This window comes from Campylobacter massiliensis, from assembly GCF_014253065.1.
Lineage (GTDB): Bacteria > Campylobacterota > Campylobacteria > Campylobacterales > Campylobacteraceae > Campylobacter_A > Campylobacter_A massiliensis.
On the sequence record NZ_JACLZK010000001.1, the window covers coordinates 726614 to 737942 of the forward strand.

Genomic DNA, 11329 nt, shown 5'->3' on the forward strand with positions numbered 1-11329 from the left:
TTTAAGCGGGTAAATTTAAAAAGTAGTCAAATTTGAGCGGCTAGCTCACCGCTCAAATTTAAATCCTAAAGCCTAAGCCTCTATCGTCACTGGCCTATCAAACGCCGTTACACTCGGCAGTTCGCCTTTAAATTTCTCGACCTGCGCCATGCTCGTGTGCGCGGTGTTGCTTTGCGAGAGCTGCGAGCTAGGCACGTCCTTGGTTAGCACGTTTATGTTGCCGTGTTTACATAGGCTACGCTCGCCCCAGACGGCGGGGTCGTACCACGCGCCTTCGCTTACGATCACGACGTTATCTTGCGCGGTATCGCTTACCAGCGCGCCGCAGAGGATCTCGCCTCGGTCGTTGTATATCCTTACTACGTCGCCCGTTTTGATGCCGCGCGCCTTTGCCGTGGCGGGGCTAATTAGCGCTGGTTCGCGGCCCGCGATCTCGGCGTAGTTGCGGATGAGCGAGCTATTTAGCTGCGAGTGGAGCCTAAATTTAGAGTGCGCGCCGCTGATGGCGATAGGATACTTGCTCACGTCGCCGCCCAGCCACTCAAACGGCTCCATCCACGTCGCGTGCGGCGGGCAGTCGGCATAGCCTAGCTTTTCGACCGCTTCGGAGTAGAGCTCGATCTTGCCCGACGGCGTTTTTAGCGCGTTTTTCTCGGGATCGGCGCGGAAGTCCGCGTAGTTTGTAAAGTATCGCTTTTTCTCGTCGATCTTATCAAATTTGACATATCCTTTTTGCCAAAACTCCTCAAATTTCGGCATCGCTATGCCCATGCCTTCGGCTTTTTGGACTGCATCGGCGTAGATTTCCTTCACCCACTCAAGCTCCGTTTTACCCTCGCTAAAGGCCTGCTCGTACTCCTCGCCCCACTGCGCGCAGATGAGTCGCGCGATCTCAAAGTCGCTCTTGCTCTCGCCCGCGGGCTTTACTAGCGGCTTAATCGCAAAAAGATACTCGCTAGTCGAGTTTGCAAACTCTATATCCGTGCGCTCGCACTCAAGCGCCGCCGGTAGCACGATGTCGCTGAGCCTCGCCGTACTCGTCCAAAAGGGCTCAGTGGTGATGATCGCCTCTATCTTTTTCATCGCTTCGACCGCGCGGTTGGTGTCGGGGTGGCGGGTGAAGGTCGAGCCGTTGGCGTTAAACATCACGCGGATGTGCGGCATGACGTACTTTTTGCCGTTACGCTCGATCTGCTTGCCGGGCTCCATGATCGCGTCTATGAGCCTACTGTTTGGTATCTCGTGGTATTTGGCTTTGGCTAGCTTGCCTTGCGGGGCGATGTATTTTTCATTTACCGCCGGGTTAAAAGCCTGAAGCTTTGGCGCGACGAAGCTGATATCTGCGTTTTTATGCATCTGATCGTTCATCACGTAGCCGCGTCCGGTCTTGCCGATATCGCCTAGCATCGCAGCCAGCGCGATGAGCGCCCAGTACGCCATCTCGCCGTGGTGCTGGCGCTGTATCGCGTAGCCTGTAACTATGAGCGTGTCTTTTTTAGCCAGCGTACCCGCTAGCTCTTTTAGCTCCTTTTCGCTCACGCCGCAAATTTTATTCGCCCATTTTAGATCCTTTTTCACGCCGTCTTTCGCGCCCGTGAAATAATCCTTAAATTTATCAAACCCGACCGTGTAGCGCTCGATAAATTCCTTGTCGTAAAGCCCGTTTTCATAGATATATTCGCAAAGCCCGATCAGCATCGCCGTATCGGTGCAAGGGCGCACGGCGAGATAGTGCGCGCCGAAATACTCCGCCGTTTCGTTGCGGTAAACGTCTATGCTGTAAATTTTCATCTCGCCTTTTTTAAATTTCTCTTTCATAATCTCGTAGTAGGCGTAGGAGTTGTGCATCGGAACGCCGATAGCGATCTTGTTTGAGACGACCGGATTTGTCCCCCAAAATACGATCGTTTTGGCCTCCTTTACCACGCCTTCCCAGCGCGTAGGATTATGCGTCGGATCGATATAGCCCGTCACGTGAGGTAAAAACGCAGTCGCCGCGCCGTAAGAGTAGCCGCCAAGCTCGCTCACGTAGCCTCCTAGCGCGTTTAGCATGCGCTTTGCAGTGCGCTGCGAGTGGCCGACTTTGCCTAGACTACCCCACTGATAAAGCTGCCCGTAAATGGCCTGCGAGCCGTATTTGTCGAAGTTTTCTTTTAAAATTTTGGCGCTTAGCTTTATCGCCTCGTCCCAGCTAACGCGCACGAAGGGCTCTTTGCCGCGAAGCTGCGGCTTTGGATTTGAGGGATCGGCTAGGAAGCTTTTGCGCACGTATGGGTATTTCACGCGCGTTTCGTTTTGGATGTGATCGCTTAGAGCGTTGTTTAGCACCGTTGGCATCGCGTCGCCCTCGAACGGCTCGGTGCCAACGACCCTGCCGCCGATGGTTTGGACGTAAAACGCGCCAAATTTATTCGCGCAAAGCCCCATCTGCTCGTCAAATATCGCCTGCGCTAGCGCGTTAAATTGCTTTGCCTGCGCCGATGCCGCAGCCAGCGCGCCTAGTTTTAGAAAATCTCGTCTTTTCATGATTCTGCCTTAAATTTAAATTTGATGCTTGATTTGGTTTAAATTTAGCGGGATTTATGAGGTTGAACTTTGCATTGTATGCCTTTAAACGTATTACGCGACCTCGCGTCTTGACGGCGATTTTACGAAATTTAGGCTTAATTCTCGTTTTAGCCGCTGTTTTAAAAATAGCGTAAATTTAGGCCAAATTTGATAATATTTCATCAAAATTTAAAGGAAGCAAATGTCAAATTTAAAAGCCGAATTTGAGATAAAGCCTAGCGCCGAGTATAAAGCGATGACGCGCGAGGTGGGCAAGATAGTCTATAAGGGCGATAAATTTATGCGCTATATCAACCTTTGTGACTTTGCGGCGATCTTTATCGGGATGATTTTTATCACGCTTTTGTGCGTCAAATTTTACTTCAGGGAGCTTAGCGACTTGCTTAGGGATTACGGTTTTAGCGGCGTGGAAAATCTAGCCTACCTATCGTGGATGGCCGCATTTTTTACTCTGCTCTACGCTACGGGACTACGGCCTTGGCTGCTTACTCACGCGCTGATAAATAAAGCAAACTACGGCGAATTCGGGCAAAAAAGCGTGATCTTGGAGGATGAGTTTTTCGTGCAAAAAAGCAAATTCGGCGAGGGCAGATATTTTTATAACGCCATCAGCCACGCCCGCTATATCGGTGATTTTATCGTCGTTATCATCGAAAACTCCATGTTTTACGCCGTGCCGCGCGAGGCTTTTGCAGACGGCGGAGCGGAGTTTTTAAGCGAGATAAAAAAGCGCGCAGGACTAGACGCTTAAAATAAAATTTAGGATTTAAAATGAGCGAATTTGACGAGCTAAGTTTACACGAGCCGTTTTTAAAAGGGCTACGAAATCTAGTAAGCGGCAACCAAGCTAAGCCTGAAGATTTGGTAGAAATTTCGCACGAAATTTTTGATTTTGAAGCGACGGCGACCGTGACGTGGGAGTTTTACGGCAAGCGCGAAGAGAGCAAAATCGCAGGCGGCCAAAAGGAGCAGATACATTTCGGAGGCGACACTCGCGGCTACGAAAATCACGCCAGAGAGTGCTTGCTGCAGGCTAGAGATAGCGCCGATCTGCACGAAATTTTACTCGCCGAGCTACGCCAAGACGCAAAAGAAGCCGTCGCAAAATCAAGCGCCGCGGTTAGGTATTACGATTTTAAGCCATTTAGCATGAGCGAGCGCTGCGACAACTGCGGCGGCGACGGGCAGACGCGCTGCGGCGAGTGCGGCGGACGAGGCAAAAAAACCTGCTCCAGCTGCGGCGGACGCGGACGACAAAGCTGCTCTACGTGCGGAGGCAGCGGCGGCGTAAATCGCCCTCACACGCAGTATAACTCCGACGGCAGCACCTACGTGACGTATCGCTACGAGAGCTGTTCATCGTGCGGCGGCAGCGGTTCAAGCACCTGCTACGGCTGCTCGGGATCGGGTGCCGTAAGGTGCGGCGGATGCGGCGGGTCTGGCTACGTGCAGTGCGCCCAGTGTAGCGGACACGGATACTTTACCACGATAGCAAACATCGGCGCCTACGCGAAACCCAGCGTAAATTTACGCATAAAATCGCGCGCCTACGCGGACGAGCTTTTAGACTTTTTATGCGCTCGCAGCTGTAAATTTATCTCGCAGACGATACCTTTTTATCAAGACGAAGAGAGCGGCGGGGAGGATTCGCACCTGTTTTCTTACGTAGGTTCTAGCGCGATAACGAGGCTAAATTTTATACTGCTAGGCAAAGAGTACGAGGCGGTGGGCTTTAGCAACCCGCCCTACGCCTTTATCAGGCCGCCCTTTTTCGACGATCTTTTAGCGGACGAGATAATAATGCTAGAAAAGATTGACGCCGACGGCAAGATAACTAGGCGAGAGGCGTTTAAATTTTTCACGCGCTACTGCTCGCAGCCCGCTCTAGACTCCGCGCTAAAGCGTATCGCTAAGACGGACGGCGCGCAAAACGAGGCCGCAAACGCCGTGATAGAGGCCTGCGACGGCTACGTCTCAAGAGGTGCGGCGAGCAAACTAGGCGAAACGATGAAAAAATGCCTAAATAAAATCTCCCCCGTTTACTCGCCTGCGGTTTGGTTTGGGTTGGGCTCGCTATTTTGGCTGCTTGCGCTAGTTTTTACGGCGGGATTTTTGGGCGAAAATTTAGCCGATCGCTACATCATGGCGCCTATTTACACGCTTATATTTTTGGCTATTTGCGCGGGCATGGCTTGGTGCGTATTAGCGCCTCTTAGCGCGCTGGTTACGCTATTTCGCCGAAGCAGCGTGCCTAAAGAGTACCGCCAAAGCATGCGAAACAAAGAGGCTTTTTCGCTGTTTTTTAAAATTTTAGCGGGCTTTGGAGCCCTCGGCGCGATCTACGGCGCGATATCGAGCTTCGGTTACGCTCCGACTCTTATGCAGCTTGACGAGCGCTTTGAGGCATCGCGCGGCCTGGAGGCCAAATTTCGCGAGATGACGGCTAAATTTGACGGATCAAACGAGACGGTGCGCGAAACAAACTCCACCGCCGCCGCCAAAACCGCACCGCAGATGACGCAAAAAGATAAAATTTTATACGTGCAAAAGGCTATCGGCGTCAAAGCCGACGGCATCATGGGCGCGCGCACGCTCAAAAAGGCTCAGGAGTTTTTGGACGCAAATTTGACAAACGCGGATGAAATTTACGAAGCGATAAAGGCAAAAGAAGCAAGCCGCGGAAAATAGTTACTTATATCTCAATTTTAGGAGGATAAAATGCCAAAAATCAACTGGGACGGAAGGTCTGCGGGCAACGGCGCTTGGGTATACGAGGGCAACGAACTGAAGCCAAAATACGGCGCAACCACGCACAATACCTTTGAATTTGACGGCGGCGTGCTAAAGCCTAAAACTGGAGCCAACTCCTCTAACACCTTTGAGTTCGACGGCAAAAAAATAAAACCCAAATACGGCGCAAACTCAAGCAACACTTGGGTGATACAAGGCAACGTCGTCAAGCCCGATTTTGGCTCAAACTCAAGCAATACTTACGACATAAACGGAGCTCCTATCGCCGTCATCATAGGGCAAGTCTGCCTAAAACTGTGGTAGCGCGAGGTAAATTCGGCGAGTGCGTGAAGTACGCTCAAATCACACTCGCCGTTTTTTGGCGTGCGAGTGCGGTAAATTTTAGTTATTTACTGCCCTTAACGCTAAGTTTATTTGCCGTTTTGAGTCAAAATTTGAGCTATTTTCTCGCCCGTAGCTTTTATTGCTACGTCAGAATTTAAACCGTGCGGATTGCCTAGAAAATACGTTATAGCCACAATCGTATTGTCTTCATTTTTAAAATAATAAAATTTCTTATCGCCCGCAATAGCTTCATTCACCTGCACGCCCTCGCCGCCAAATGCCGCGATAAATTCGTTTTTATAGCTTATTCCCACGCAGATTATTAGGCGCGGCTTGCGCTCTTTTGCCCATGCCCTAAGTTTAGGGAAGCGATTTTGCTCTATCCAGCGTATATATTCGCCCTTATTTTTCAGACCTGTTGCCTCGGCAAAACCTTCGCTCCAAAGACTATGGTTTGTATTTTTAAACGCAAGCGGATACAAATTTAGCTTAAAATACCCTTTTGCACCTTGCGTAAAGGGCTTTACGGTTTCGTTAAATTTGATATGATCGCTCGCTCCGTTAAGCGCGCAAAGCAGCTTAAGGGCTTTGATATTATATTGATACGCCAAATTTCGCTCGTAGCTTTCGTATCCTGCGGATGGCTTGCTAACATCATCCTTAAACTCATCAGCCAACTCTTCAGGTTTAAACCCACCGCCCCACTCAAGTCCGCATAGCCAAACGCTCGGGCTTTGCGCGCTACCGATGTCTCCGCCGTCGCAACCGCTAAAACCCAAAGCCCATTTTTTGAAATTCTCATTTACCATTTTCTACTCCTATTGATTAAAATTTTTAAGACGTTTAAAATCCTTAAAAGTTACACCTCTGTTTTTTTGGTTACCGTATAAAAATTTTCAAAACCGCACTTATCGCATTTAGTATAAATTTCTATATCTTTTATCCTAAACGTTGTGCTTACTGTTCTATTATCCACTTTTTTAGTTCCTTTCGCCAGCTCCTCACGCAACGTCTCTTGGCCTATTTTTCTAGTACAAAAACTCTTTTTGCAGTTCGGGCATTTTGAATAAAATTTAAGCCCAAAATATACCAAAGGGATAACAACTATAAAAAGCAGAGAATAGCTATCGTCTTTTAAAAAATGAACACACAAGACACTGGCTCCAATACCTATACAAACGATATCAAAATAGCCAGAAACCTACCAACACGCCTCAAATCTTTTGCGTCAAAAAAATAAAAACTCATTTTTATCCTTTAAAGTGAAATAAGAACGCATTCTACCCCCCCCCCCCCATAAAATCCGCTTAAATTTTATTATTTTTTAGTTGTGAATTTTTTGCTTTAAAATTTACTAGATGTCATCAAAATTTTACGCTAATTATGATAACATTTCCCAAAAATAAAGGAGAAAAGATGAGTCATAATCACGAGACCGTATCTAAACAAAAACATCCGACCAGCAAGCTAGTTCGCGCCTGCAACACCGTCGCTATCGCGCTTTACGTCATCATCGTAGGCGGCTTTTATCTCTACATCGGCCGCAACGTCGACGTGCAATACGACTACTACGAAAAGCCTTTTGTTTTTTGCTTACCTTACATCATCTGGTTTGCGACGACGCTAGCGATGATTTACGCTGCCTTGGTGTGCGAAAAGCTTAAAAACGCTCCAAACAGCGATAAGTCTGTCGCCCAAAACCGCTGAATTTATAAAATTTGCGATTTTTGGCAGTAAAATTTGCATTGTTTTGGATTATTTACTTGTTTTTAGCCATAAATCAGAAATCTTCCGACTATCAGACTAAATTTGCACTTTTTATACCCGTGCTTTTGAACGGCTAATTTTGTAAATTCGTTTTTCACGCATTTTTTAGACACGGTGCCTCGAAATTTGACTCGGCTTAAATTTATCCGTCAAATTTTAGCAACCGCCGCAAACTAAAATTTAAAACAGATCCGCGTTTTTGTCGCTATTGCAGACATACTCCATCGTCACGGCGATACGCTGCGCCTCGTTTCGACCGTGCATATCCGCGACAAAACCCAGAGCCGCGTCGATACCCGCGCTCACGCCCGAGCTAGTGTAAAATTTCCCGCTAACGCACCACCTGGCCGCGCGTATCCAACGTACATTCAGGGCCTCTGAGGTCGCCCACTGCCACGATAGTTTGTTACTCGTGGCCTCCATGCCGTCGAGTAATCCTGTTTTAGCTAGCAAAACCGAGCCCGTACACGCCGTGAACACGTACTCGTGCCTGCGCGCTAGCTCGCCCAAAATAGCGATAAACTCGCCCTCATGCGCAAGCTCTCTAGCCGCAAAACCGCCTGGCACGAGCAAGACGTCAAATTTAACCATCTCATCTAGCTTTCGCGTCCAAATTTTAGCGCCCGTACTGCTACCCACGAGCCCGCCCTCAACCGAAAAATACTCTATCTCGTAGCATTTTCGCTCGCCCTCTCGCGCTCGAGATAGCACCTCGGCAGGCCCCAGCGCGTCCATTGTAGTAAATCCGTCAAAAAGCAAAACGTTTAGCGCCTTCATAGCGATCCTTTATCGATTTTAGTTTCAAATTTAGCCCAAATTTGATTACGAGCGGCTAAAATTTAATGAGATTTTTCGCATTAGCGAGTTAAAATTACAAAATCATTTTAAATCAAATTTTTAAGGAAAGACGATGCTAAGCGACAGAGAAATAGAAGCGAGCGCAAAGCCGCAAAATATCATAAAAATCGGCGCAAAACTAGGGCTAGGCGAGGAGGCGCTAGACACCTTCGGCAAGCTAAAAGCCAAGATCGAGCCGCGACTAGGCAGCGCGCCTAGCGCAAACCTCATCCTAGTTACCGCGACCAATCCGACCCCGTACGGCGAGGGCAAAACGACCGTGACCGTCGGGCTATCTGACGGCTTAGCGCGTATCGGCAAACGCGTATGCGCCGCGCTTCGAGAGCCGAGCCTGGGGCCGGTTTTTGGCATAAAGGGCGGAGCGACGGGCGGCGGCTACTCGCAGGTGACGCCGAGTGAGGATATCAACCTGCACTTTAACGGCGACTTTCACGCTATCACCTCGGCAAATAACCTCATCGCGGCGATGCTAGATAACCACATCCACCACGGCAACGCCCTAAATATCGACCCTGCGCGCGTCGTTTTCAAGCGTTGCATGGATATGAACGACCGCTCGCTAAGAGAGATCGAGATAGGTCTTGAAAAGAGCAATAAAGTTACCCGCAAGGACGGCTTCGTAATCACCGCCGCTAGCGAAATAATGGCGATCCTGTGCCTCGCGACCGACCTAAAAAATCTAAAAGAGCGCGCCCAAAATATCATCGTCGCCTACGATAAAGAGGGCGGCCTCGTGCGCGCAAAATCCTTAAACTGCGCCGACGCCGTCTGCGTCCTGCTAAAAGAGGCGATAAAACCGAACCTCGTGCAAACGCTAGAGGGCACGCCCGTGCTCATCCACGGCGGACCGTTTGCAAACATCGCGCACGGCTGCAACAGCGTCATCGCAACTAAAACGGCGCTAAATTTAGCCGACTACGTCGTGACCGAGGCGGGTTTTGGCGCAGAGCTGGGAGCGCAAAAGTTCCTAGATATCAAGTGCCGCACCGCGGGCCTCGCGCCAAAATGCGTCGTGCTAGTAAGCACTATCCGCTCGCTAAAATATAACGGCGGATGCGACAAAGACGGCATCTCGCAGCCAAATTTAGACGCGCTAAAGCTAGGCGGCGAAAACCTAAAAGCCCACATAGAAAATCTCAAAAATTTTAACCAAAACGTCATCGTCGCGCTAAATAAATTTGCGACCGATACGGACGAGGAGATCGCTCACGTGCGCACTCTTTGCGAGGAGTCGGGGGCTGAGTTTAGCGTGTGCGAAGGCTTTTTAAAAGGAAGTGCCGGCACGGAGGATCTAGCTAAAAAAGTCGCGCAAATCTGCGAAAAACCGGCTCGCGAGATAAACTTCACCTACGACCCCGCCGACCCCGTCAAAACCAAGATCGAAAAGATCGCGACTAAAATTTACGGCGCCAAAGATGTCGTCTTTAGCCCGCGCGCGCAGGAGGATCTAGCCGAGATTTCGCGTCTAGGCTTTGACGCCTTCCCAGTTTGCGTCGCAAAGACGCAGTATAGCTTTAGCTCAGACGCCAAACTACTCGGACGGCCGAGGGGCTTTAGCTTTGAAGTTAGCGCGCTTGAGATACGCGGCGGAGCTGGCTTTATCGTGGCGGTCAGCGGATCGACGATGCTGATGCCGGGACTGCCTAAAGTGCCTGCCGCCGAGCATATGAGAGCGGAGTAAAACGAGCTATGATCCGTCAAATTTGAACGCAAAATTTGGTCGGTCGGCGAAGTTTTTTGAAAAACAAAGGCGAATTTGGCGGAGACAAAGTCAGGTTCGCTTTTTTAAATTTGACTACTTCGTCCTTTAAATTTGACGGCAAATTTAAAACGCCAAATTTAACAAACGCCTGCACTAGCTCGTAAATTTTAGATTTTATGGCAGCGCTATTCGTGCGAGATTTTTATCTTACCGTCCATACATCGCCGAAATGCAAAATCAAATTTATCCGCATAAAGCCGCGTATCGGCCTAGTGCCAAATTTGCGCTGTTTTACGGCGTTTTAAATACCTGAATTTAACGCTCGAAATTTACCGCAAATCTTGGCAAAATCTGCGTATTTATTTTGGCGTTTTTAATCAAATTTGCGCAAGCAAGCCAAAATTTACGCGCGAAACGGCGCTAAATTTTTACCTTCTCCCACGGCTCGATTCCGCCGTCAACCTCTCTAAAAATGCTAGCTATTTCTATATTTTTTACGCTCAAATTTCGCTCGTGAGCCTTGACGTCGCGCGATTTTAGCTTATCTTGCAAAAAGGCGAATTCATACTCTATCTGCCCGCGAGAGACGCTGATTTTCGCCAAATTTCGCTCGTCAAATTCGCCCACTTTCGCGGCGTCAAATTTATACCCGCGAGCGCAGGCCTCCTCATAAACCCCCGCCAGATACGCATTTATCGCCTCTAGCGCGTTTTCATGCGCATAAAAGCGGTCAAGCTGCGGGTGATTTTTGTAGCCTTTAGTAAGCCCAGCCAGCACGTTTTTAGCTAGCAGCGCCTCGCGCCAAAGCGCCACGAGCCCCTTTGCGTCGAGATATTTAAAGCTTATCGTCCAAAGTCTCATTTTTGCCTTTCGTTAAATTTACAGCCGTTTTGCGGGCTAAATTTGGCGCGGTTAAGCCCGCAAACCGTCAAATTTATATCGCGAATTTGCCTGCTACGTCGCCTCACTTCGCTAAAAAGCCGAAGCGATCGATCATATCTAGGAGCAAATCGGCTTTGTAAATCTCATCGTTTAGTAAATCGTCGTATTCTTCTTCCAGTTCGCTAGAGTTTTCGACTACGGCTTCGAGATATCGCCTAGCCTGCGCAAATTCGCCCTTCATCACGAAATATTCGCCTAAAATCACGCTAGCTTGCACCTTGCTCGCCTCGTCGCCGTCGCTTCCGAGCGCATCCTTTAGGCTCTGTACGCCGCCCTCCTCAAGTCCCCTTGATAGCTGCATAACGGCTTTGTTTAGATAGAGTTTTGCGTCCATTTTCGCTCCTTCAAATTTAACGCGGCAAGTCTCGCGTAAATTTACGCCGACATAGCTTTTTAAATTTTACCGATCTGCTTCGC

The 11329-nt window shown here is 49.1% G+C and carries 11 protein-coding genes; 6 read left to right on the forward strand and 5 right to left on the reverse strand.

Features of this window, described 5'->3' with window-relative positions; translation table 11 throughout:
• Positions 1-72: 72 nt before the first annotated feature.
• Positions 73-2526 (reverse strand): molybdopterin-dependent oxidoreductase, encoded by a 2454-nt coding sequence (locus tag H7R39_RS03400; RefSeq protein WP_185897965.1) that lies wholly within the window; start codon positions 2524-2526, stop codon positions 73-75.
• Positions 2527-2749: 223 nt separating this feature from the next.
• On the opposite strand from H7R39_RS03400, the gene H7R39_RS03405 reads away from it, so the two are divergent.
• From H7R39_RS03405 to H7R39_RS03415, 3 genes are read left to right on the forward strand one after another with little or no spacing between them, the layout of a single operon-like run.
• Positions 2750-3319 carry a YcxB family protein gene (locus H7R39_RS03405; protein WP_185897966.1) on the forward strand — a complete coding sequence of 190 codons (570 nt, stop codon included), beginning with the start codon at positions 2750-2752 and terminating at the stop codon, positions 3317-3319.
• A 20-nt stretch (positions 3320-3339) separates the two neighbouring features.
• A complete protein-coding gene (locus H7R39_RS03410) occupies positions 3340-5256 on the forward strand; it encodes a hypothetical protein (RefSeq protein ID WP_185897967.1) in 1917 nt (638 codons plus the stop codon).
• A gap of 30 nt (positions 5257-5286) precedes the next feature.
• Positions 5287-5622 carry a hypothetical protein gene (locus H7R39_RS03415; protein WP_122863445.1) on the forward strand — a complete coding sequence of 112 codons (336 nt, stop codon included), beginning with the start codon at positions 5287-5289 and terminating at the stop codon, positions 5620-5622.
• Between the two features lie 107 nt (positions 5623-5729).
• Here H7R39_RS03415 and H7R39_RS03420 read toward each other — a convergent pair whose 3' ends face one another.
• Positions 5730-6452, reverse strand: coding sequence for a hypothetical protein (locus H7R39_RS03420; RefSeq protein WP_185897968.1), 723 nt, complete (start codon positions 6450-6452; stop codon positions 5730-5732).
• A 607-nt stretch (positions 6453-7059) separates the two neighbouring features.
• On the opposite strand from H7R39_RS03420, the gene H7R39_RS03425 reads away from it, so the two are divergent.
• The gene (locus H7R39_RS03425; protein WP_185897969.1) at positions 7060-7350 is read left to right on the forward strand and encodes a hypothetical protein; all 291 of its coding nucleotides are present in this window, start codon (positions 7060-7062) and stop codon (positions 7348-7350) included.
• A gap of 240 nt (positions 7351-7590) precedes the next feature.
• Here H7R39_RS03425 and H7R39_RS03430 read toward each other — a convergent pair whose 3' ends face one another.
• Positions 7591-8187 (reverse strand): DJ-1/PfpI family protein, encoded by a 597-nt coding sequence (locus tag H7R39_RS03430; protein ID WP_185897970.1) that lies wholly within the window; start codon positions 8185-8187, stop codon positions 7591-7593.
• A 133-nt stretch (positions 8188-8320) separates the two neighbouring features.
• Between H7R39_RS03430 and H7R39_RS03435 the strand changes: the two genes are divergently transcribed.
• Both H7R39_RS03435 and H7R39_RS11440 read left to right on the forward strand, forming a co-directional pair.
• Entirely contained in the window at positions 8321-9949 is a 1629-nt protein-coding gene (locus tag H7R39_RS03435) for a formate--tetrahydrofolate ligase (protein ID WP_185897971.1), read from the forward strand.
• A gap of 56 nt (positions 9950-10005) precedes the next feature.
• Positions 10006-10134, forward strand: coding sequence for a hypothetical protein (locus H7R39_RS11440; protein ID WP_267454658.1), 129 nt, complete (start codon positions 10006-10008; stop codon positions 10132-10134).
• 256 nt (positions 10135-10390) lie between these two features.
• Here H7R39_RS11440 and H7R39_RS03440 read toward each other — a convergent pair whose 3' ends face one another.
• Together H7R39_RS03440 and H7R39_RS03445 are read right to left on the reverse strand one after the other, a co-directional pair.
• The gene (locus H7R39_RS03440; protein ID WP_185897972.1) at positions 10391-10831 is read right to left on the reverse strand and encodes a pyrimidine dimer DNA glycosylase/endonuclease V; all 441 of its coding nucleotides are present in this window, start codon (positions 10829-10831) and stop codon (positions 10391-10393) included.
• 103 nt (positions 10832-10934) lie between these two features.
• Positions 10935-11246, reverse strand: coding sequence for a hypothetical protein (locus H7R39_RS03445; protein ID WP_185897973.1), 312 nt, complete (start codon positions 11244-11246; stop codon positions 10935-10937).
• Between the last annotated feature and the right edge of the window lie 83 nt (positions 11247-11329).

Excerpts from the sequence above, each read along its gene's own strand:
- H7R39_RS03430 (WP_185897970.1), bottom strand. The coding sequence starts at position 8,187 with ATGAAGGCGCTAAACGTTTTGCTTTTTGACGGATTTACTACAATGGAC.
- H7R39_RS03415 (WP_122863445.1), top strand. The coding sequence starts at position 5,287 with ATGCCAAAAATCAACTGGGACGGAAGGTCTGCGGGCAACGGCGCTTGG.
- H7R39_RS03435 (WP_185897971.1), top strand. The coding sequence starts at position 8,321 with ATGCTAAGCGACAGAGAAATAGAAGCGAGCGCAAAGCCGCAAAATATC.
- H7R39_RS03420 (WP_185897968.1), bottom strand. The coding sequence starts at position 6,452 with ATGGTAAATGAGAATTTCAAAAAATGGGCTTTGGGTTTTAGCGGTTGC.
- H7R39_RS03410 (WP_185897967.1), top strand. The coding sequence starts at position 3,340 with ATGAGCGAATTTGACGAGCTAAGTTTACACGAGCCGTTTTTAAAAGGG.
- H7R39_RS03405 (WP_185897966.1), top strand. The coding sequence starts at position 2,750 with ATGTCAAATTTAAAAGCCGAATTTGAGATAAAGCCTAGCGCCGAGTAT.
- H7R39_RS03445 (WP_185897973.1), bottom strand. The coding sequence starts at position 11,246 with ATGGACGCAAAACTCTATCTAAACAAAGCCGTTATGCAGCTATCAAGG.
- H7R39_RS03425 (WP_185897969.1), top strand. The coding sequence starts at position 7,060 with ATGAGTCATAATCACGAGACCGTATCTAAACAAAAACATCCGACCAGC.
- H7R39_RS03400 (WP_185897965.1), bottom strand. The coding sequence starts at position 2,526 with ATGAAAAGACGAGATTTTCTAAAACTAGGCGCGCTGGCTGCGGCATCG.
- H7R39_RS03440 (WP_185897972.1), bottom strand. The coding sequence starts at position 10,831 with ATGAGACTTTGGACGATAAGCTTTAAATATCTCGACGCAAAGGGGCTC.